This is a genomic window from Streptomyces huiliensis (assembly GCF_020037025.1).
Classification (GTDB): Bacteria; Actinomycetota; Actinomycetes; order Streptomycetales; family Streptomycetaceae; genus Streptomyces; species Streptomyces huiliensis.
On record NZ_JAIQLH010000041.1, the window covers coordinates 1 to 20,211 of the forward strand.

Sequence of the window (20,211 nt, forward strand, 5' to 3'; positions counted from 1 at the left end):
GTGCGGCGCCGTGCGCGGCCCGTCGGCCGAGCAGCGCCAGACCTGCGGCGCGGTGAAGGAGCGGCTGGACGTGCTGGTCGCGGCCCGCACCGGGCTGCGGGAGCAGGCCGCGGCGGCCGCTCCGGACCGGGCCGCCGTCGCCCGGATCGTGACGGACGCCCAGCGGGCGCGGGACGAGCTCGCCCCGCGGGCCGCCGACGGCAGCGACGCGGGCGGCGGTCTGCTGTCCCTGGTCACCAAGCTGCTGAGCGCCCTCACCGGCCTGGCCACCGGCCTCATCGGCGCCCTGACCGGCCTGGTGACCGGCCTCTTCGGCTGACCGCGCGGTCCGGTCCGGTCCCCGCCCGGGCCGGACCCCGTACCCCCGATCGCCCGAAAAGAACGCGGCCATATGGCGGGACGGACGGCGTCCGGCAGGTCAACGGCCCTGCGCCGGGTGCATTGTTCAGCTCCGTGAGGGGCCGCGTCGGGCGCCCCTCGGCCGGACGGACCCGTGCGCGCCGCGCGCCGCGGGCCGACGACGAACGGAGCAGCTAACGATGCGTATGCGACACCGGGCCACGACGGCGCTGGCGGTCCTCACCCTCGCCATGGGGCCGGCCGGTACGGCCCTCGCCACGGACGCCCTCGACGACGCCTTCCTCGGCGCGGTGCACCAGGCCAACCTGGCCGAGATCGCCGCGGGCACCGACGCCCAGAAGGGCGCCGTGTCGACGTGCGTGCGGGAGACCGCGAAGGTGCTGGTCCGTGACCACTCGATGCTGGACAAGGGGGTCCAGGAGCTCGCCCGCAAGCTGAAGGTGACCCTGCCGCGCTCGGTCACCCCGAAGCAGGAGCAGGAGCTGAAGGACATCCACAAGAAGGCGCGGACCCGCGCCTACGACAACCTCTGGCTGCGGGCCCAGGACACCGCGCACGTCCGGGCGCTGGACCTGCTGGAGAACGAGGCGGCGCACGGCAAGGACGCGACGGTCCGGGACGCGGCCAAGATGGCGCGGCCCGTCGTCGCCAGGCACCTGGACATGGTGCGCGACTGCATGATGCACTCGCCGCCGCGTCACCGCTGAGTGCCGCACCGGACACCGGCACCCCTGACGACCGCGGGGCCCGCGAGGGCGGCCCCGCGGTCGTCCGCGTTCGGCTCCTAACGCTCAGTCGACGCAGGTCACCCCGCCCATCCGGACCGCCTGCCCGTGGAAGGCGTCGTCCGGCAGCCGGCCGCTGCCGTCGGGGACGACCGGCCGGGCGGAGGTGTCGCCCGCCGGCCGCGGGGTGCGCGGGGCGGTGCCGAGGGTGACGACGACGTGCCGGGCGGGCACGGCGGAGTCCCGGACCGGGTCCGCGCCGAGCCGGGCGGCGATGTGCCGGGCGGCGGCGTCCGCGCCGTCGCCGTGCGTGACGGTCGTGGCGGTGGCGGCGGGGGCGTTGGCGATCCCGCCCGGGGTGTAGCCGAGGGCGGACAGGGCCCGGGACTCGGCCGCCGCGGCACCCGACACCCCGGAGGCGTTGCGCACCTCGACGGTCGTCGAGGACGCGTCGGCCGGGAGGGGCGGGGCGGGGGCGGCGGAGGGCTCGGGGTCGGGGGGCCGCCGGTGGTCGGTCAGGGCCCGGACGATGCTCCGGATGCGCTCGGGGTCGACGAGGTTGACGGCCTCGCCCTTGCGGCTGGCGAACCCGGCGATGGGCAGCGTGTGGAACTCGGCGTTGCCGCCGGTGAGGTTGGGAACCTGCCGGGCGAAGTCGAGCAGGTCCCACTGGTCGTCGAGGACCACGTCCTTCTTGACGACGTCGAGCAGCCCTTCGAGCTTGTCCAGGTCCCCCCAGGCGCCCTGGGAGGTGAGCTTGTGCAGGACGGAGGAGAGGAACGCCTGCTGCCGGTGGGTGCGGTCGAGGTCGCCGTTGACCAGGCCGTGCCGCTGCCGGACGAAGGCGAGCGACCGGCGGGCGTCGAGCTCCTGGCGCCCGGCCGGGAAGTCGGCGCCGGAGTAGTGGTCGTGGACGGCGTGCCGCAGGCACACCGGGATGGGCTGCAGGACCTTGGCGATGTCGTAGAAGCCGAGCAGGTTGACCTCGGCGAAGTGGTCGATGGGGACCCCGAGGAACTCCTGGACCGTCGCGAGCGTGGTCTCGCGGCCCGCCTCGCGGCTGCGGTGCTCCAGCTCGGCGCCCCGGACGCCCTCGGCGGCCAGCCGGTCCTCGGCCTCGGCCTTGGCGAGCCCGTACGCCTCCTTGATCTTGTGCTCGCCGCGTCCGCCGGGGACCGTGACGTAGTCGTCGCGCGGGATGGAGAACGCGGTGACCCGGCCACCGCCGGCCGGGATGTGCACGAGGATCAGGGTGTTGGTGTTGTAGCCGCCGATGGCGCTGGAGCCGGCGTGCAGTTCCTCCTGCACGAACTGCCGGGGCAGATCGCGGCCGTTCATGTCCTTTCGGCTGTCCAGGCCGATCAGCAGGATGTTGACGGAGTCGTCCTCCTTGCGCGGCGCCTTCTCGCGCAGGGCGTCGAGCGCCCGGGAGGTGGTGAGGCCGTCGCCGATCCAGTGGCCGGCGAGCCAGCCGGTGCCGGCGACCACCAGGACGGCGGCCGAGGCCAGGCAGACGCCGATCCGGGCGGCGTGGCCCGGACTGCGGGCGGGTCTCGCCCGGCTTTCGGTTCCCCGGTGCCCGTTCCTGCCCCCGCGGGGTTCGCGGTTGCCGCGGGGGTCGCGCATCGCCCGCCCTTCCTGCCGTGCCTTAGCCGGCGGGCGGTCATCGGCGACCCGTACCCGCCCGACCGCTCAACGAGCCAGGCGGGGGTCCGGTGACGGCCGCGCCGGGAGCGGTGTGCGTGCGGGGCGGGTGCCCGACGGGCGTCCGGCGAAAGCCTGTTCACGACGCGGGCGGGGATGAGGGCGGGGAAGGTCCGGGTTCAGAACGGCCGTCGGAGCCCCGGGCGCGCACGGCCGGCCGGTCGCGCATCCGTCCGCCGGAACGGGTGCGCGACCGGCCGGAGCCGAGGGCATCACGGTTCCGGGATCACGGGCGGGAGGAGCGGCCCCCGCCCAGGCCCCGGGGGCCCGCCGACGCGCGTCAGCCCATGGTGACGGTGCGGCTGTACGCGTGGCCTTCCGTGCTGCTGCCGCGCGAACCCCAGACGTGGATCCGGGCGTTGGTGCCCTTGCGGAAGTCGCCGCCGACCCAGGTCCAGCCCGAGTCGTCGGTGGAGCGGCTGGTGTCGTCGTAACACTTCACGCCGGACGTCATCCAGCCGCGCGTACCCTCGTGCCAGACCTCGATCTCGGCGTTGAAGCCCCAGCCCTCGGCCCGCTTGTCGTAGCAGCCGAGTCTGCCGTTGCTGCCGTGGATCTCCGCGACGCCGTAGTAGTTCTCGACGTCGGTGCTGTCCGCGGAGGCGGAGCCGGCGAGGCCGACGACCAGGGCGGCGCTGGTGAGAACGGTACCGATCAGCTTGCTGTTGAACCGGGCCACAATAACTCCTTGCGTAATTCCGTGAGACAAACGGGGCAGAGCCGTCCTACCGCGGGAAAACAACGGATGTCCCGAAAGGAACGAGCTCGCGAACTGCCGATCCACGGCCGTGGAGTGGAACGCGGTCGAGCGTAGAGAGCCCCCGGCCATCGCCACAAGAGCATCTCTCAGTCACACCAGCCCCATCCGTCAGGCGCCGAAACGGAACAAACGACGGGGAATTCCCGCCACCCCTTTTCATGTCACCGACGACTGAACCCACGGTTCCGCCCGCCCTGCCGTCCGATATGCCGAAATGCTCGACGGGGTGGGCCACTTGGGGCTCAAAACAATCGGTTGCGGGCCTGATTTCGCGGCACGTAAAGTCGCCTCGGCGGCCGGCTCCGAGAATTCCCGTAATGCCGTTATTCCCTGCGCCCTTTTTGGTGCGCGATTACCGGTGCGTCCGGTCGGGTCGCGCCGGCAGGCGTCCGCGCGCGCCCGTGCGCGTCCGTAGCGGCGGCGTCCGTCGTCGCACTGCCGCAAGTCCCCGCGTGGGCCGGGCAGTCGGCGGACGGCGTGACGACGACGCAGCCGCTGAGGCGGGGGCGGTCAGCGGCCGGTGACCCGCCCCCGGCTCGCCCCCGGTCCTAGTGGCGGCCGCCGCGGAGCTGCTCCATCTCGCGGCGGTCGCGCTTGGTCGGCCGTCCCGTGCCGCGGTCGCGTACCCCGAGCGCGGCGACCACCTCGCGCGGCGGCGCCGGCGGGCTGTTGTCGACGTAGCACTCGACGGCCACCGGGGCGCCCACCCGCTTGCGCACCAGCCGGGAGACGACGACGATCCGCTCCCGTCCGGCGTGGAAGAGCCGCACCTCGTCACCGGTCTTGAGCGGCTGTGCGGGCTTGGCTCGCTCCCCGTTGACCTTGACGTGTCCCGCGCGGCAGGCCGTGGCGGCCAGCGAGCGGGTCTTCGTGAGCCGTACCGACCAGATCCAGCTGTCGACGCGTACGGGCCCCTCGTCTCCTGCAACCATGCCCCGACTCTATGCCAGGGGCCTCCCCGGACGAACGGCCGGACCGGACGGGCGCGTCAGGCGACCACACGGGTATGTCAGGGGCACAGCGGCACCGCCGGCACCCCCCGCACCGCCAGGACCGTCAGGACCGTCAGGACCGTCAGGACCGTCAGGACCGTCAGACCGCCAGGATCGCCAGGACCGGAAAACCCGGGTGCGTCCGCGGGCGCCGGCCGGGTAGCGTGCGGGCCATGTCGAGTCCCGAGTCGGACGAGGTGGGGGCTTTCGGTCACGCCGTCAGCCCCCTGCGCCACTGATCCCACAGCCCTGCCGTCGAGCACGGTCTGTCGTCGGCCGCGTTCCGCGGCCGGACGAGTGCGCCTTCGGGGCCGGCCGCGGTGACGAGAAGCCCGTACCTCACGCCTCTCCTCGCCCCGGAGCCACTCGATGCCTCTTGCCCTCTACCTCCTCGCCGTGGCCGTCTTCGCCATGGGCACCTCGGAGTTCATGCTCGCCGGACTCCTGCCGGACCTCGCCGCGGACCTCGGCGTCACCGTCGGGACGGCGGGCACGCTCACCCCGGCGTACGCGGCCGGCATGGCCGTCGGCGCCCCGCTGACGGCGGCGCTCGCCCGTCGGCTGCCCGCCCGGGCCGGCCTGCTCGGCTTCGTCCTCCTCTTCCTGGCCGCCCACGTCGCGGGCGCAGCGGCGCCGGGCTTCCCGGTCCTGTTCGCCACCCGGGTCGCCGCCGCGCTGGCGAACGCCGGATTCCTCGCCCTGGCGCTGACGACCGCCGCCGCGCTGGTCCCGCCCGACCGGAAGGGCCGCGCGCTGGCCGTGCTGCTGTCGGGCACCACGGTGGCCACGATCGCCGGGGTCCCCGGCGGCGCGGCGCTCGGCGCGCTGCTCGGCTGGCGGGCCGTGTTCTGGACCGTCGCCGCACTCTGCCTGCCCGCGGCCGCCGGCATCCTCCGGGGGCTCCCGGCCCGCCCGGAGCGGACGGCCGGAACCGGCGGGCCGAACCTGCGGGCGGAACTCGCGCGGCTGGGAAGTCCGCGGCTGCTCCTGGTGATGCTGCTCGGCGCGCTGGTCAACGCGGCGACCTTCGCCGGCCTCACCTTCCTCGCCCCCGTCGTGACCGACACCGCCGGGCTGGGCGAGCTGTGGGTCTCCGCCGCCCTGATGCTCTTCGGCTCCGGTTCCCTCGTCGGCGTCACCGCCGCCGGACGGTGCTCCGACGGGCGGCCGGGCCTGGTCGTCGCGGTCTGCGGCCCGCCGCTGCTCGCCGGCTGGCCCGCCCTGGCCCTGCTGGCCGACCGGCCGGCCGCGCTGCTCGCCCTCGTGTTCGTCCAGGGAGCGCTGTCGTTCGCGCTGGGCAGCACCCTGATCGCGCGGGTCCTCTACGCGGCGGCGGGCGCCCCCACCATGGCCGGCTCCTACGCGACCGCCGCGCTCAACGTCGGCGCCGCCGTCGGCCCGCTCGTCGCCGCGGCCGCGCTCGGCACCCCACTCGGGAACCGCGGGCCGCTGTGGGCGAGCGGGCTCCTGGTCGCCGTCGCACTGCTGGTCGCGCTTGCCTTCCGGGGCGGGGTCACGGCCGGGCGGAGCGCCGGTGGCGGGCTCGGGTGACGCGGCGTTCGCGCCTCGCGGACCCGCCTTCCCCGCCGACCGGGCCTCGGCAGAGCCGCCCGCCGGGGTCGGAACGCCTCGTCCGGCTGGGCTGGTCAGAGGGACCAGAGGGACCAAAGGGAAGGGGCCCCGCGCCTGGGCCGGCCCGGCGGTTCCGGCAGGGCTCCGGGGGCCGTTCTGCCGCGGTCGGGCCGCCGCCGCGCAGCCGTACGGCGCGTGCCCCGGGCCGCGGTGACGGACGGCGCCGGTCCGCCGAGCGCTGACGTCACGCCGCGCGGCCGTCCGGACGGGGCGGCGGGGCAGGGGCGTCGGGCGCGTGCCGGGCCCGGCACGGTCCACCGGCCGGGGGACGGCGGGTTCCCCCGGCCGGTCCCCCGATCGGCGGATCGGGCCGCGGGCGGTCCCCGCCTAGCGTGGACGGTCCCGGTGGCACGACGGCCGGGTCCACGGCGGCGGCCGGAGGGCCCGGGCCGTCCCGCCGGAGCCGATCCCGCGAACCTCGCACGGAACGGAGAATTCCGATGCCCCTGTACCGAGCCCCCGCCGGCACCACCGGCGCCGTGCTGAAGCTCCTGGCCCGCGAGCCGGAACGCGGTGTGACCTTCCGCCGGCTGGCCGCCTCCCTGGACCTGCCGGACCGCACCCTCGGCGATCTGATCAGCGGACTGCGCGCGGAGGGGCTGGTCGAGTACGACGCCGGGTCCGGCACCTGCCGCCCCGGGGAGCCCTTCCGCTCGCCCGCCGCCCCGGCGCACGGAGCGCCGCGGGACCCCAACGACGTCCGCGCCGCCGCTCTGACCTGGGCCGACGGCCTCGCCTCGCGCACCGGTATGAGCGTCCTGCTCGCCGTGGCGCATCCTGAGGGCGCGCAGGTCGTGCACCACGTCTTCCGGCCGGACGATACGCCGCAGCGGCTGGTGACCGGGGAGGTCCTCCCGCGCGGGAGCGCCCCGGCGCGGGTGCTGGCCGGGCCGTGCGACAGCCGGCGTGGCCACTGCCCGCGGTGTGTGCATGAGCCGGGGGCCGGCCCGGATGAGGCTCGGCTGGCCGCGTGCGTTCCCTGTCCGGATGGGGTGGGGCATGTGGCGGCGCTGTGCTTGGTCGGTCCGCGGCGACTGCTCTCGCCCGCGAGCGGGACGTCCGGGCGGTACGAGGAGGCGCTGCGGGATGCTGCGCGGGCGGTGTCCGCCGGGTTGGCGGGGGCGCCGGTGCGGTGAGACCCGCCTGGTGCGGCCCGTGCTTTGGGGTGCCCCGGTCCCGCCCCTTTCCCGGATCTCCAGAGTGGTACGTCTGGAGATGATCACCCGTGGTGGCAAAGGCGCAGGTCAAGGGCACTGACAGGAATTCGCTGGTCCCTACAGAGAGTATGACGCCTCTCACCAGCACCACCCCTGCCATAGCGGCTAACCCCCTGACAGGCACCGTCTTCGAGACGACCTTGCGGGGGGTTCGCTGCATCAGGCTCTCCGTATGGACCGACGAGACGACGTCCCCGGAACGGCAGCGCGAAGCAGACGACCAGGCCGCCGCCGCCTTGAACATCGACTTCGGCACCGGCGCCACCCTCCGCGAGGCCGTTGACCTTGATGTCTCCGCTAGCACGACGTCCCCGTTCGATCGTCCGCAGCTAGGCGCGTGGCTCGCCCGACCGGACGACTTCGACGCCTTGGTGTTCTGGCGCTTCGACCGGGCCATCCGAAGCATGGGACACATGGCCAAACTGGCCGAATGGGCACAGAAGCACCAGAAAGTCTTGGTGTTCGCGGAAGGGGTCGGCGGAGGCCGACTGATCTTCGACTTCAGCAACCCCATGGACCTCATGAGCCGCCTCATGATGACGCTGTTTGCGTTCGCGGCCGAAGTCGAGACGCAATCGATCAAAGAGCGAGTGACCGGCGCCCAAGCCGCCATGCGCACCATGGCGCTCCGCTGGCGCGGCGGCGGTGCTGCCCCGTACGGCTACATGCCCATCCCCATGCCGAAGGAACACGGCGGATCGGGCTGGACGCTCGCACAGGATCCCGAGGCCGTGAAGGTCATCAAGCGCATTATCCGCATGCTCAAGAAGGGTCTGGCGCTGCACACGATCGCGCTCACCCTGAACGAGGAAGGTGTCCCCGCGCCGGCGGAGCACTGGGCACGCCTCAAGCACAAGCTCAAGCACGGCGACCAGGCCGACGAGGTGCCGATGCCCGCACGTCGGGGGAAGCACCCGAAGTTCGCGCAGTGGCAGGCACGCAGCATCGCGAAACTCCTCCGCCGGGAAACCTTGCTCGGATGGAAGATGCACGACAACAAGCCCGTTCGTGACGACAAGGGCAATCCGATCATGATCACGGAAAGCCCGATCCTCACTCGCAAGCAATTTGACGAGGTCGGCGCACTCCTCACCAAGCCTGCCGCGGACAAGCCCGAGGACAAGCCCACCGCCCCGGTCCGCAAGGATTCGTCCGCCCTGCTGCTCCGCGTCATCCACTGCGCCGGATGCGGACGACGGATGTACTACAAGAAGGGCAAGCACACCTACGAGTGCGCAAGCTTCAAGTCGGGTGAGCGCTGCCCCGCCCCGACGACCGTGGGCGCCGGATTCGTGGACGAGCACGTCACCGACGCGTTCCTGCGGCTCGTCGGACCCGTGCAGTACACCCGCACCATCACCGTCCCCGGGTACGACCCTCAGCCCGAGATAGACGCCACCACGCGGGAGTTGGAGGAGCACCAGAAGCAGCAGGGACGGCAGAAGTCGAAGGCAGCGCAGGCAGCATGGCAGCGCCACTATGACGGCCTGGACACCCGTCTCGCCGAACTGGAGTCCCGAGAGAAGGTGGAGCCCCGCACGGAGCGCATCCCGACCGGCCGCACCTACGCCGACGACTGGCACCAGGCCGACACCGCAGGACGACGAGCCATGCTCATAGAGGCAGGCGTCCGACTCGATGTCCGGCGGGGACGACGCGGCGGATGGCGCACCGTGGACGTGAAGCGCGTGGACTTCACGATCACCGGGGAACTGGCGCCCGTCGTGGAAGAAGCGGTTGCCGTCGCGGAAACCGTCCAGCGGGAGCACCAGCGGGAGCACGCTCCCGTCCCGGGTGCCCGCGCACGTCTCGCCACGGCAGCCTGACGGGCCGTCAGGGGCGTGTGAGCCCTCGGACGCCCCTTGCCCGTCCGGGGCGCTCCGGGGCCCGCACGCGGCCGTCTCGCGCCTCGGGGCCGGGGTCGGCGGGCCGGACAGCGGAGAGGGTGGTGAAGTGGTGGTTTACTAGTAGTTTTTTGAATCACATAAAAAACCTAAGAGAAAACAGACTTGGGCCTCACTTCACCACATCACCACCCGGACCACCGAGGGCACCCCTTGCAGACGGATCCGGCGGCAGCGGGCTAGGGCGCTGGGGAGCGGGAATTCCTTGGTCCCTCTTATGTAGTAGAGGCACCGACACCCGCCGCCCCTGCTGATGGCGCGGGAATTCGCTGGTCCCTCTTATGTAGTAGGAGCGGGTTACCGCGCACCCCTCACTGAGCGCTCCGGCGGTCTGAGTGCCCGACTCCTACCAAGCGTTCCCGCGCATCACGCGCCCCGCTGGTTACCGGGGTGGTCTGCCGAAGTCCGGGAGCGCGCGGGGACCGCACCGCCGACGTGTAACCCGCCTTCCGGGGCGCTACGGGGGCGTGGACGGATGCGGTCCCCTCGATGTCCGACCCGTTCGCCGGTGCGGGCCCTGAAAAAGGTCGAAGATGCCGAGCTTCATGAAGCTGCGCATCTTCGTTTCGTTGCGCGTCGTTCCTGCGGCGCTGCGAGGAGGCATCATGCGCTGTATCGACTGCACGGAGCCGGCAACCGCCCGCGGACGCTGCGAGGCTCACCACCAGGCGCACGAGGATCGTCCCGCGGTGCGGGCGCGTCGGTCTCGTGGCCGTCGTCGTGCGGCTCGTCACGACGGAGCCGCGCGGCTCCGGCGAGTGCTGGACGAGCGCGGTTCCGGTTGGTGTGCTTGGTGTCTCGGGGTGTACATGGCGTCGGGCCTTGAGGTGGATCACGTGCGTCCGCTCGCTCTCGGCGGGGACGACACGGACGGGAACGTGCACGTGTTGTGCCGAGAGTGCCACCAGCTCAAGACTGCGACGGAGTTCGGGCGCTGCGGGAAAACTCCCGCACGCTGACCTCGGCTTGCGTGAAAACTGCCGCATGCTGACCTCGGCTTGCGTGAAAACCTCTGCATGCCCCGATTTTCACGATGGTCCGATGACGACCGAGGTTCTAGCGTGCCTGCCCATGGACATCACCCCGTGGGCAGCTTCGGGCTACGGCCTCAGCGCTGCGCTTACCGCTGTGATCATTACTGCTGTCGCACATCCCGATCCGGAGGTTCGGCGACGCGCTCTTGTAACTCTGCGCGCTGTCTTCCAACGGCGTAGCTAACGCGCCCCCATGCCCCGGCTGCTACCGGCCGGGGCTTTCACGTGCCCCCCTGCCTCGGAGGTGCCCCCGTGCCGAGACGTCCCCGCCCCCCGTGCAGCATCCCGGGGTGCCCCGATCTGACGCGCGCCGGCGGACGGTGCGAGCGGCATGCTCGTGAGGCTGAGCGGCAGCGTGGTTCCACGGTTCGTGGTGGCTATGACTCGCGTTGGCAGCGCATCAGGCGCCGCTACCTGTACGCGCATCCGTGGTGCGTGATCTGCTCGCGCACGGCGACGGTCGCCGATCACTTCCCGGAGTCCCGCCGGTCCCTGGTGGCTCGTGGCGTGCCGGATCCGGACGCGTGGTCGCGTCTGCGTCCGCTGTGCTCGTCGTGCCACAACCGTGAGACGGCGCGGCTTCAACCGGGTGGTTGGGCGGCCGAAAGGATCAAGCCTCGACGGTCGTGAATGTCCGAATTGACCAGGGGGTGACCCCCTGCCTCTCCCGACGCTGATCGGCAGGGAGGGAAAAAACTCTCGTGGCGAATTAGGCCATTCTTGTGGATCTTGAAATTCCGGAAAGGTGATCACTTATGGGAATTCGGGGGGCGAAACCCAAGCCTCATATTCAGGCGGTCCGGGAGGGGACCTTTCGGCCCGACCGGAATTCCGAGGGTGCGCGCTTCGCCCCGACGGATCCGGTAGAACCGGACTGGTCGGAGCTGCTGCCGGGCGAGGCAGCCGAGGACGTTCGCGGGAAGGCTGCGGATGTCTGGGCGCGGACGATTCCCGCCCTGGTCATGTCCGCTGGTCTGACGGACGCACAGCGGGAAACCGCGATCGAGTATTGCGTAACGGTTGCGCGTCTTTGGCAGGCGGAGCGGGAGTTGAGCCGGACCGGCCTGGTAGTCGAGACGGAGCGCGGGAACGTGAAGAGTCCGTGGGTGACGATCGCGCACCAGTACCGGAGCCATTTTCGGGCGCTAACAGGGGAACTGGGGTTGAGCCCCGCATCGGCAACGCGAGTCACTCCGCCGGAGGACGGGGGCGACGATGACGACGGAGTGTTCGACTGACGATCTCCCCGTTCCTCCGGACGCGTTGCGCGACCTCGGCTTGTCCGATGCGGAGATATCCGACGCGCTAGCGTCGCGTCCGCTCGTCGTCGCGTGCCAGGCTGCGGCGGCTCCGGGCGCGTTCTTCGATACCGCGGCGGCTCGTCGCGCTGTCTCGGCGATTCAGACGTTCAAACACACTAAGGGCCGTTGGGGCTCGACGCCGTTGAAGCTCGCCCCGTGGCAAGTCGTCTGGGTCGTTGCGCCAATTTTCGGGTGGCTGTATCACGACGACGAACTAGGCCGGCCGGTCCGCGTGATCCGGTCAGCGTGGATTGAGGTACCGCGGAAGAACGGCAAAAGCACGTTGAGTTCCGGTGTCGGCCTGGTTCTGCTGCTCGCCGACCGGGAGATTGGTGCCGAGGTTTACGCGGCCGCAGGATCGCTTCCGCAGGCCGAGCGCGTCTTTGATGACGCTAAGCGCATGGCGCTCACGAGCCGGGCCGTACGCGGGCGTGTAGAGGTGCTGCGGGGCGTGATCCGTGTCCCCCGGACCGGCGGAGTTTTCCGTGCCCTGTCGAAAATCGCTGAGACGGCCCACGGACTGAACGTAAGCGGTGCGATCGTTGATGAGGTGCACGTGCACAAGCGGCGTGACCTAATTGACGCGATCGAGACCGGCACGGGTGCCCGAGATCAACCGCTGGTGCTCTTCATCACGACGGCCGATGAGGGCACCGAGGGCAGCATCTACGACGAGAAGCACACTTACACTCGCCGGATTGCTGATGGCGTCGTCCAGGATCCCGCGCACTACGGCGTGATCTGGGCGGCCGAGGAAGGCGACGACCCTTTTTCTGAGGCGACTTGGCGGAAGGCGAATCCGGGTCTTGGCACCTCCCCTTCGTTGGCGTACATGCGTCGAGAGGCGAACAAGGCCAGAAGCACACCGAGTTACTTCCCGACGTTTTGCCGTCTGTCGCTCAACCGGCGCATGCGGTCGTCGTCTCGCTGGCTTCCTCTGGACGTGTGGGACGCGAACGCCGGCCGGGTGGATGAGGAGAGGTTCCGGCGTCGGCGCGCGTGGGGTGGTGTCGACCTCTCCGCGGTTTCGGACTTGTCAGCATGGGTGCTTGCTGTTGAATCGCGACAACCGGGCGTGGAACTTGAGTTGATCAGCCGGTTTTGGCTTCCCGAGGAACGGGCGGACGAACTAGAGCAGCAACTCATGGTGCCGCTTCGGCAGTGGGCGCGGGACGGGTTGCTGACCCTGACGGAAGGCGACGCGATCGACTACGGGGCGATAGAACGGCAGGTGATCGCGGACTGTCGCCGGCTGGACGTGCAACGGGTCAGCTACGACCGCATGTTTGCCGGACAGCTTGTCCAACGGGTCGAAGCGAAAACCCGCGGCGTGGACGTTGTGCCGGTCGCACAGACCTATCTCGGGATGTCTCCGGGCTGCAAGGAATTGGAGCGACTCTTGCGGGAGGGGCGGATTCGACACGGCGGGAACCCACTCCTGCGCTGGAACGCCTCAGTTGTTGAGGTGTACCGAGACGGAAACGACAACCTTCGCCCGGTGAAGCCCGACAGAGACAAGGCGTCGGCGCGTATCGACGGAATTGCCGCTGCGGTGATGGCCCTTGACGGGTACGTCCGTCGGCCGATTAGGCGCCCTCGGGCAGCGAGTGCGTAGGAGGGAGTCTAATGGAATCGCCGATAGAGATGACGGCACGGCTGTACGGCAAGCTGATGCGCCGGAAGCACGCGGCTAAGAAGTGGGCGGATGCGTACGAGGGGAAGCGGCCCCTGTTGTTCGCGTCGCCTGAATTTACGGCGCAGACCGGCGGGTTGTTCGAAGAGTTTTCCGACAACTGGTGCGCCACGGTTCCGGACGCGACGGTAGAGAGGCTGATGCCGCTTGGTTTCCGTCTTGAGGACGGCACGCTGGACCAGGCGGCCGGCCGGGCGTGGCGACGGTCAGAGTGCGATGTGGAAATCGGTCTCGCGCTGTTGGACGCGCTGATTACCGGGCGGGCGTACGCGCTTGTGTGGAATCCCGGTGGGAGCGGCACCGAGATCACCTTTGAGCACGCGTCCAGCGCCGTTGTGGAGTACGTGCCGGGCCGTCGCCGAGTGCGCGCGGCGGGACTCAAAGTGTGGGCCGACCGGTACGCGCATCGGGAGTTCGCGACACTGTTCACGCCGAACACGGTCTACCGGTGGGAACGTCGGTCCCGTGAGGGTGGGCAGTGGTCGGAGCGTGTGACCGGTCTCCGCCCCTCGGAGTCCGCGCACATTCCGAATCCGATCGGGTCTGTTCCGCTGGTCGAACTCCCCAACCGCTCCAAGCTTCACGGCCCGCCGAGGTCTGAAATTGCGTCCGTCGTCCCGCTACAGGACGCGGTGAATACTCTGTGGGCGCATCTGTTGACGGCAAGCGACAGTATGGCGCTTCCTGCGCGTGTCATCACCGGAATGGATCGTCCCGTCCGTGAGATCGTGGATCCGGAGACCGGGGAAGTGGTCGGCGAAGAAGATTTGCCGCTGGATAAGTTCCGGTCGGACCGTCTGCTGTGGCTTGAGAAAGAGGGCGCGCGCATAGCGGAGTTCTCGGCCGCGAATCTCGAAAACTACATGAAGGTGATCGCTACGGCGGTCGACCACATCGCGGCGCAGACGCGCACCCCACCTCATTATCTGGTGGGACAGATGGTAAACGTGAGCGCGGATGCGCTTGCCGCATCCGAGGCCGGTCTAGTCGCCAAAGTGACGGAGCGGCAACGGCACTTCGGTGCGGCACTCCGGGAGGTTATGCGGCTGGAAGCGCTTGCAGCCGGCGAGACCGGCCGGGCGGAAGCGCTGTCGCTCGGGTCGGTGGTGTGGAGGGATCCCCAGTTCCGCAGCGATTCCCAATACAGCGACGCGCTAGTGAAGTTGAAGGCGATCGGGGTTCCTGATGAAGCGCTGTGGGAGCGCATTCCGGGCGTTACCCCGGATGAAATCGAGCGGTGGAAGACGATGCGCACCGACGCCGCGGGCGCGATCCTCGGCGGGACCGTCGCGGACCTGTTCGGGCCGAAACCGATGCCGAGCGACCAGGGCGACGACGCGACGACCGACGAGATGCCGGGCGCCGCGTAGTGGCGGGTGCCGAAGCGCTTGCCGACGCGCGGTATCGGCAGGTGCAGGCGACGGCTCGGAGCGTCGTTGAAGCGGTACAGGGCCTCTGGCGGGACGTCCCGCCGGACCGGATCCTCTCCGCGATGCAAGGGGACGTCGGACAGCAGATCCTCCGCGCGGTCGTCGCCGGACAGCTCTCCGCGGCGCAAGGGGCGCAGCAGTTCGTGACGGGCGCCGTGCTGGCGCAGGGTGCGGCGGCGGCTCCGGCCGGCGCGGTGGATGCGCGCGCCCTGGTCGGTGTCGCGTCGGATGGGCGTCCGCTTGCGTCGTTGCTGTTCAACCCGGCGATTACGACGGCGCAGAGTCTCGCGGTCGGGGAGACGGCCGAGGTAGCGGCAGCGCGGGGGGGTGGCGCAGATGTCCATGATGGTGGCGACACAGATCACGGACACGGCTCGTGCTGCCACTCAGGTGGCCATGACGGCGGAGCGATCATGCGTGGCGTACGTGCGCGTCGTGCACCTTCCGGCGTGTGCGCGCTGTCTGATCCTCTCGGGTCGGCAGTACAGCCACAGCACGGGCTTCCAGCGGCACCCGCGGTGCGATTGCGGCATGCGGCCGATGGCAGATAGGGACTGGAAGGCGACCCGGACGCCTGAGGACATGCTGCGGGAGATGACGCCGGAGCAGCAGCGGCGGGCCCTCGGCGCGGCAGGGGTTGAGGCTCTGGAGCGGGGGGCGGACCTCGGGCAGATCGTGAACGCTCGCCGTGGCCTCTCGACGGCAACGACCGGTCGCGGGCCGGTACAGGTCACGACGGAGGGGACGACGCGGCGCGGCATCGGCGGGCGGGCCCTGGACGCCGGTTTCGGCAAGGCGGAGGGCGGCGGGCGGTACGAGCGGGCCCGTGAGGCGCGCCTGATGCCCGAGGCAGTGCTGAGGCTCGCTGGCGACGACCGGGAACGGCAGATAGCGCTACTGCGGAAGCACGGATACATCACCTAGGAGGAACGGATGGACGACACGACGAGCACCGTTTCGGCGGACGAGCCGACGGGCGATGACCAGGAGGTGCCCGGCACGGAGAACCAGGGCGAACGCACGGCGCCCGAGGGCGAGCAGGCCCCGGCCGGCGAGACCGACGGGCACCAGGACGACGACCAGGCCGACGCGGAGACGGAGCGCGCGGCGCGGGAGGCTGCTGAGTCGCGGGTCGTCGAGCTTGAGGCGGAGGTATCGCGGCTCCGGCGCGCGAACGCTGCGGTGAAGGGCGTGGACGTGGATGCGCTGCGGGACGAAGTGCGCGCGGAGTTCACGCAGCAGCTCGTTCGCGCCGAGGTGCGCGCGGCTGCCGCTGGTCGGCTCCGCGATCCGGCGGATGCTCTGGCCCTTGTCGACACCGCGGGGCTCGTCGCCGAAGACGGGACCGTCAAGGCGGACGCCGTGGCCGATGCCGTGGCCCAGCTCGTCAAGGACAAGCCGTACCTTGCTGCCGACGGAGCGCCCGCGCAGCCGGCGGGTTGGGGTGACGTCGGGGCGGGCCCGCGGGGCTCGTCGGCGGAACCTGAGCCGGGTACGCCGCTGGACAGGCTGCGGCGCGCATACAACAGCTAGCACAAACGATCCGATCCGTAGGCAGGGGTTCACTTTTTCGGTGGCCCCTTTTTTCATGCCAAAAATCAGGGAGTTTTCATGGCGCTTACTCTGCCCGAGGCTGCAAAGCTGAGCACGACTGATCTTCAGCGCGGCGTAGTCGAGACGTTCATTCAAGAGTCTCCGATTCTTGACCGGCTTCCGCTCATGCAGGTCGAGGGGAACGCGTACGGCTACAACGAAGAGGCGACGCTCCCGGGTGTTGAGTTCCGGGCGGTAAACGAGTCTTACGCCGAGTCCACCGGCACCGTGAATCAGAAGACAGAGAACCTGGTAATTCTGGGTGGTGACGCGGACGTTGACCGGTTTATCGTCAAGACCCGCGGAAATCTGAACGACCAGCGCGCTATTCAGACGCGCATGAAGGTCAAGGCTGCCGCGTACAAGTTCCAGGACACCTTCTTTAACGGTGACATCGCGACGAACCCCAAGTCGTTTGACGGTCTGCGCAAGCGCCTGACGGGTGCCCAGGTGATGTCGGCGGGCACCAATGGCACTCCCATCGTCGGCGACGGAGTCAAGGACCCGCACGCCTTTTTTGACCTTCTGGACGCACTGATCGGGCAGGTCAGGGGCCTGAACGCGTCCAACGGCGCTCTGTACGCGAACCGCGCTGTGATCGCCCGGATTAAGTCCGCCGGACGCCGGATCGGCGGGTACGAGATGGTCAAGGAATCTCTGACTCAGAAGACGGTGGCGACCTACAACGGGATTCCGATCCTGGACCCTGGGCAGAACGCTGCCGGTGCGGACATCCTGCCGCAGACGGAGACGCAGGGAACCGCTTCCGATGCGTCGTCCATCTACGCTGTGCGCTTCGGTTCCGATGAGGGCGACCAGGCGGTTACCGGCCTTACCAACGGCGGCATCATGGTCGATGACCTCGGACAGCTTGAGTCCAAGCCGGCTTATCGGACCCGGATCGAATTCTATTGCGGTCTCGCGGTTTTCGGCGGTAGGGCTGCTGCGCGCCTGACCGGCGTTCTCGCGAAGTAGAAGCGGAATGCCGCCCCGTAAGAGGGCGCCCGTTCCTCGGCTTCCGCACACAGACGCGTGCGTCACCCGCTCTCGGGTTGAGACCTTTCGGGTTGTCGACTCTGCGGGTGACGTGCGCGTCCTGTCGCGGTGCCAAGAATGCGGCGCTCAAACAGTGAAGTAGAGGGGGTGTCGAATGGTTCTTCCCCCGTTGGCGACGGTCGATGAACTTGCGGCGTGGATGCAGCGTGACCCCGCCGAGCTTCCATCGTCTGCCCCGATGGCGCTGGACACCGCGAGCGCGATCGTCCGCGCCGAGGCAAGGCAGAGCTTCACGCGTCGGCATACGACCGTGGCCCTGTACCCGCGGGCCGGGTGGGCGACGCTGCCGCAGCGACCCGTGATCACCGTGGACGCGGTGCGCGCCGGATCGGTGCTGGATCCGGTGTCCGGCTGGACGCTGGTCCGGGACCGGATCCGTCTGCCCCGGTCGGTCGGCGGGCCGGTCGTCGTCACCTACACGCACGGGTACGCGACCGTGCCGCCGGATGTGCGCGCGGTCGTGCTCACGCTCGCCGGCCGGGTGCTGAACAACCCTGCGGACCTCCGACAGGAGACCGTGGGCGGGGTGTCGGTCACCTACGCGTCCGAGACGATCGGCGCGTCCCTCGCCCCCGCGGACCGGGATCTTCTCGCGCGGTACCGGCGGGTGGCGGCGGTGGTGAGGCTCAAATGATCCACTACGCACAGACGGTCGTCGTCGTCCGCGCCCCCTTAGTGACCGACCCCTACGGGAACGCCGTGCGGGACTGGAGCGCAGCGACCAGGGCGACCGTCCGCCGGGTGTCCGTACAGCCGGACGTGAGCACCGAGGCGACCGGGGACCGTCACGTCGTCACGACGGGGCTCCGGCTCATCACCCGCCGCGGAGCCGACATCGACCTGACGTCGGCGGATCGGGTGGAGTACGGCGGGCGCGTCCTGGAGGTGGACGGGGATGTCGCGCGTCCCGTCCTCGGCGGCCGGCTACACCATGCCGAAGCGCGTCTCAAGGAGGTGCGCGGGTGAGCGCGCGGTTCGTACCGAACCGGCCCGGGATCAACTCCCTCATGAAGACGCCTGAGACGGGCGCCGAGGTGCGCCGGATCGCGCGCCGAATCTCCGTCGCGGCGGCGGGGGCCGATGGCGATTTCCGTACGGACGCTGCTCTCGGTGCGATGCGATGGCGGGCCGCTGTGATCGGCAACTACAACTGGCCGAAGTCCGGGGGGCTCCGCGGTTCTCGCCGTGCCCTGCTGTCCGCCCTGGACGGGGGCGGGGAATGAGCCGCCCGATCGTCGTCATGCCGGACGCCGTAGCCGTTGCCGTTCGGTATCTCCGGCAGGCTCTCGCCGACGCGGGGAGGCCGGCCCCGGTCGTCTCCCGGGTCCCTTCTCCGCGCCCCGCGTCTTTCGTCCGGGTGGAACGCCTCGGCGGACTCCGACAAACCCCGGTGTCGGACCGGCCTCGGCTCGACATCGAATGCTGGGCGCCTACCGAGTACGACGCGCACGAGCTGTGCGCGCTCTCCCGCGCCCTGGTCGCCGTCATGCCCGGGGTTCGCGGTGGCGTGACCGTCTACCGGGTGACGGAGGTGGCGGGACCGCAGTGGCTACCGGACGCCGCTTCGTCAACTCCCCGATTCAGCTTCGCGGTTGAGATTCATATGCGCGGGCGGCCCCTGTAGCGGCCCCGCGCACACCACCATCAGCATCACAACAGGGGGACACCTATGCCTCTGAACGCTAGCGCTGTGCGCGTCGGCATAACCGGCGCCGCGTACGTCGCACCGAAGGGAACTACTGCACCGACCGACGCAACGAGCACATGGCCGGCTGCTGCTACGGATATCGGCTGGATATCCGAGGACGGCATTACGGAGTCGAATTCCACGGACACTTCAGAGATCAAGGGGTGGCAAGGCGGACAGACCGTCCGCAAGGTGATCAGCTCGTCCGAGATGACGTTCAAGTTCACAGCGATTGAGACGAGCCGGGCCGTCCTGGAGCTGTACCACAAGGGCGCCAAGATGACGACGACCAACGGCAAGAGTGTGCTTGCCATCAAGGCTCCGACAACCGACCGCCGTCTTTTCGGCTTCGACGTCATCGACGGCTCCAGTCACGTCCGCATCGTGATCCCGGACGGTGAGGTTACCGAAACCGGGGACGTCACCTATAAGGCCGACGAAGCCGTCTCTTACGAGATCACTGTGACCGGCTACCCGGGCGCTGACGGCACCGTTGCCTACAAGTACAGCGATGATCCGGCGTGGGCCGCTGAGCCGCCCAAGACTCCGTAAGAGAAACGTTTTTTCAACTTCGTGGAATTGAGGGCAGATGAGCACTCCGTTTGATCTCGACGTCTGGGTGAAGGAAACCCGCAAGGAGCCTTTTCGATTCACCCTTGCAGGCCAGATTTTCACCATGCCTCCGGCCGGCGAGCTGGACAAGTCGATTCTCTCTACAGTCAACGTCGCGGACCCTTCGCCGCTGGACATCGAACGCCTGCTCCGCGCCGGTCTCGGCGACCAGTGGGCCGTCTTCGACAAGACGCCGGCGCCGCTCGCCGCACTCGGCGAACTCTTCCGTCAGTGGCAGCGCCATGAGGGCATTACGCCGGGGGAAGCGCGAGCCTCTACCGACTCCTAGAGGAGCACGGGGAGGCGATTGAGGCGGACCTACAGCGGTACTACGGGCTGGATATCCGGGACTTGTTCCGGCCGGAGTCGGGATTGACGGCTCGTCGGCTCCGCGCCCTGGTCGTGAACTTGCCGTCAGACTCCGCGCTTGCCCGGACGATGGCGGGCGCGGATGCCGGATGGACGCTGGAGACCCACCTACTCGCGGCGGTGCATGACCGGTTGGCTGAGG

General features: G+C 69.8%; 20 protein-coding genes. 17 read left to right on the plus strand and 3 right to left on the minus strand.

Translation table 11 applies throughout. From position 1 onward, the window contains the following. Both JNW98_RS09170 and JNW98_RS09175 read left to right on the plus strand, forming a co-directional pair. The coding region (locus JNW98_RS09170) for a hypothetical protein (RefSeq protein ID WP_223767620.1) at positions 1 to 319 on the plus strand (319 nt) is incomplete at its 5' end. Positions 320 to 539: 220 nt separating this feature from the next. Further along, the gene (locus JNW98_RS09175; RefSeq protein WP_223767621.1) at positions 540 to 1,067 is read left to right on the plus strand and encodes a DUF4142 domain-containing protein; all 528 of its coding nucleotides are present in this window, start codon (positions 540 to 542) and stop codon (positions 1,065 to 1,067) included. Between the two features lie 84 nt (positions 1,068 to 1,151). Here JNW98_RS09175 and JNW98_RS09180 read toward each other — a convergent pair whose 3' ends face one another. The 3 genes from JNW98_RS09180 to JNW98_RS09190 form a co-directional block, all read right to left on the minus strand. Beyond that, positions 1,152 to 2,711 (minus strand): LCP family protein, encoded by a 1,560-nt coding sequence (locus tag JNW98_RS09180; RefSeq protein WP_223767622.1) that lies wholly within the window; start codon positions 2,709 to 2,711, stop codon positions 1,152 to 1,154. Positions 2,712 to 3,069: 358 nt separating this feature from the next. Then, complete coding sequence (locus tag JNW98_RS09185) at positions 3,070 to 3,468, minus strand: hypothetical protein (protein WP_223767623.1); 399 nt, start codon at positions 3,466 to 3,468, stop codon at positions 3,070 to 3,072. Between the two features lie 629 nt (positions 3,469 to 4,097). Beyond that, the gene (locus tag JNW98_RS09190; protein WP_223767624.1) at positions 4,098 to 4,481 is read right to left on the minus strand and encodes an RNA-binding S4 domain-containing protein; all 384 of its coding nucleotides are present in this window, start codon (positions 4,479 to 4,481) and stop codon (positions 4,098 to 4,100) included. 429 nt (positions 4,482 to 4,910) lie between these two features. On the opposite strand from JNW98_RS09190, the gene JNW98_RS09195 reads away from it, so the two are divergent. The 15 genes from JNW98_RS09195 to JNW98_RS09265 all read left to right on the plus strand — a co-directional run bounded on the left by JNW98_RS09195 (position 4,911) and on the right by JNW98_RS09265 (position 19,989). Next, the gene (locus tag JNW98_RS09195; RefSeq protein ID WP_223767625.1) at positions 4,911 to 6,092 is read left to right on the plus strand and encodes a Cmx/CmrA family chloramphenicol efflux MFS transporter; all 1,182 of its coding nucleotides are present in this window, start codon (positions 4,911 to 4,913) and stop codon (positions 6,090 to 6,092) included. A 521-nt stretch (positions 6,093 to 6,613) separates the two neighbouring features. Further along, positions 6,614 to 7,309 (plus strand): IclR family transcriptional regulator, encoded by a 696-nt coding sequence (locus JNW98_RS09200; protein WP_223767626.1) that lies wholly within the window; start codon positions 6,614 to 6,616, stop codon positions 7,307 to 7,309. A gap of 92 nt (positions 7,310 to 7,401) precedes the next feature. Next, positions 7,402 to 9,216: a recombinase family protein gene (locus tag JNW98_RS09205; protein ID WP_308015535.1), complete on the plus strand. Its 1,815-nt coding sequence runs from the start codon at positions 7,402 to 7,404 to the stop codon at positions 9,214 to 9,216. Positions 9,217 to 9,899: 683 nt separating this feature from the next. Next, the gene (locus JNW98_RS09210) at positions 9,900 to 10,253 is read left to right on the plus strand and encodes an HNH endonuclease (protein WP_223767704.1); all 354 of its coding nucleotides are present in this window, start codon (positions 9,900 to 9,902) and stop codon (positions 10,251 to 10,253) included. A gap of 830 nt (positions 10,254 to 11,083) precedes the next feature. Beyond that, positions 11,084 to 11,566: a P27 family phage terminase small subunit gene (locus JNW98_RS36855; protein ID WP_223767627.1), complete on the plus strand. Its 483-nt coding sequence runs from the start codon at positions 11,084 to 11,086 to the stop codon at positions 11,564 to 11,566. Next, on the plus strand, positions 11,544 to 13,244 hold the full coding sequence (locus tag JNW98_RS09220; protein ID WP_223767628.1) for a terminase large subunit: 1,701 nt from the start codon (positions 11,544 to 11,546) through the stop codon (positions 13,242 to 13,244). Before JNW98_RS36855 ends, JNW98_RS09220 begins: the two co-directional genes overlap by 23 nt. A gap of 11 nt (positions 13,245 to 13,255) precedes the next feature. Next, positions 13,256 to 14,692 carry a phage portal protein gene (locus tag JNW98_RS09225; protein ID WP_223767629.1) on the plus strand — a complete coding sequence of 479 codons (1,437 nt, stop codon included), beginning with the start codon at positions 13,256 to 13,258 and terminating at the stop codon, positions 14,690 to 14,692. Positions 14,693 to 15,088: 396 nt separating this feature from the next. After that, positions 15,089 to 15,676, plus strand: a complete 588-nt coding sequence (locus tag JNW98_RS09230) for a hypothetical protein (protein WP_223767630.1) — start codon at positions 15,089 to 15,091, stop codon at positions 15,674 to 15,676. A 9-nt stretch (positions 15,677 to 15,685) separates the two neighbouring features. After that, on the plus strand, positions 15,686 to 16,285 hold the full coding sequence (locus JNW98_RS09235; protein WP_223767631.1) for a hypothetical protein: 600 nt from the start codon (positions 15,686 to 15,688) through the stop codon (positions 16,283 to 16,285). 78 nt (positions 16,286 to 16,363) lie between these two features. Further along, positions 16,364 to 17,320 (plus strand): major capsid protein, encoded by a 957-nt coding sequence (locus tag JNW98_RS09240; RefSeq protein ID WP_223767632.1) that lies wholly within the window; start codon positions 16,364 to 16,366, stop codon positions 17,318 to 17,320. A gap of 259 nt (positions 17,321 to 17,579) precedes the next feature. Beyond that, complete coding sequence (locus tag JNW98_RS09245) at positions 17,580 to 18,035, plus strand: hypothetical protein (protein WP_223767633.1); 456 nt, start codon at positions 17,580 to 17,582, stop codon at positions 18,033 to 18,035. Next, the gene (locus JNW98_RS09250) at positions 18,032 to 18,367 is read left to right on the plus strand and encodes a head-tail adaptor protein (RefSeq protein ID WP_223767634.1); all 336 of its coding nucleotides are present in this window, start codon (positions 18,032 to 18,034) and stop codon (positions 18,365 to 18,367) included. The genes JNW98_RS09245 and JNW98_RS09250 overlap by 4 nt, the downstream gene beginning before the upstream one ends. Then, positions 18,364 to 18,624 (plus strand): hypothetical protein, encoded by a 261-nt coding sequence (locus tag JNW98_RS09255; protein WP_223767635.1) that lies wholly within the window; start codon positions 18,364 to 18,366, stop codon positions 18,622 to 18,624. The genes JNW98_RS09250 and JNW98_RS09255 overlap by 4 nt, the downstream gene beginning before the upstream one ends. Before the next feature lie 446 nt (positions 18,625 to 19,070). Next, positions 19,071 to 19,640, plus strand: coding sequence for a phage tail tube protein (locus tag JNW98_RS09260; protein WP_443732494.1), 570 nt, complete (start codon positions 19,071 to 19,073; stop codon positions 19,638 to 19,640). Positions 19,641 to 19,677: 37 nt separating this feature from the next. After that, the gene (locus tag JNW98_RS09265; RefSeq protein WP_223767637.1) at positions 19,678 to 19,989 is read left to right on the plus strand and encodes a hypothetical protein; all 312 of its coding nucleotides are present in this window, start codon (positions 19,678 to 19,680) and stop codon (positions 19,987 to 19,989) included. Positions 19,990 to 20,211 lie beyond the last annotated feature (222 nt).

Coding starts and splice junctions, on each gene's coding strand:
- JNW98_RS09210 (WP_223767704.1), top strand. CDS start 9,900: ATGCGCTGTATCGACTGCACGGAGCCGGCAACCGCCCGCGGACGCTGC.
- JNW98_RS09235 (WP_223767631.1), top strand. CDS start 15,686: ATGGACGACACGACGAGCACCGTTTCGGCGGACGAGCCGACGGGCGAT.
- JNW98_RS09190 (WP_223767624.1), bottom strand. CDS start 4,481: ATGGTTGCAGGAGACGAGGGGCCCGTACGCGTCGACAGCTGGATCTGG.
- JNW98_RS09225 (WP_223767629.1), top strand. CDS start 13,256: ATGGAATCGCCGATAGAGATGACGGCACGGCTGTACGGCAAGCTGATG.
- JNW98_RS09195 (WP_223767625.1), top strand. CDS start 4,911: ATGCCTCTTGCCCTCTACCTCCTCGCCGTGGCCGTCTTCGCCATGGGC.
- JNW98_RS09250 (WP_223767634.1), top strand. CDS start 18,032: ATGATCCACTACGCACAGACGGTCGTCGTCGTCCGCGCCCCCTTAGTG.
- JNW98_RS36855 (WP_223767627.1), top strand. CDS start 11,084: ATGGGAATTCGGGGGGCGAAACCCAAGCCTCATATTCAGGCGGTCCGG.
- JNW98_RS09180 (WP_223767622.1), bottom strand. CDS start 2,711: ATGCGCGACCCCCGCGGCAACCGCGAACCCCGCGGGGGCAGGAACGGG.
- JNW98_RS09245 (WP_223767633.1), top strand. CDS start 17,580: ATGGCGCTGGACACCGCGAGCGCGATCGTCCGCGCCGAGGCAAGGCAG.
- JNW98_RS09175 (WP_223767621.1), top strand. CDS start 540: ATGCGTATGCGACACCGGGCCACGACGGCGCTGGCGGTCCTCACCCTC.
- JNW98_RS09260 (WP_443732494.1), top strand. CDS start 19,071: ATGCCTCTGAACGCTAGCGCTGTGCGCGTCGGCATAACCGGCGCCGCG.
- JNW98_RS09230 (WP_223767630.1), top strand. CDS start 15,089: ATGTCCATGATGGTGGCGACACAGATCACGGACACGGCTCGTGCTGCC.
- JNW98_RS09240 (WP_223767632.1), top strand. CDS start 16,364: ATGGCGCTTACTCTGCCCGAGGCTGCAAAGCTGAGCACGACTGATCTT.
- JNW98_RS09220 (WP_223767628.1), top strand. CDS start 11,544: ATGACGACGGAGTGTTCGACTGACGATCTCCCCGTTCCTCCGGACGCG.
- JNW98_RS09200 (WP_223767626.1), top strand. CDS start 6,614: ATGCCCCTGTACCGAGCCCCCGCCGGCACCACCGGCGCCGTGCTGAAG.
- JNW98_RS09265 (WP_223767637.1), top strand. CDS start 19,678: ATGAGCACTCCGTTTGATCTCGACGTCTGGGTGAAGGAAACCCGCAAG.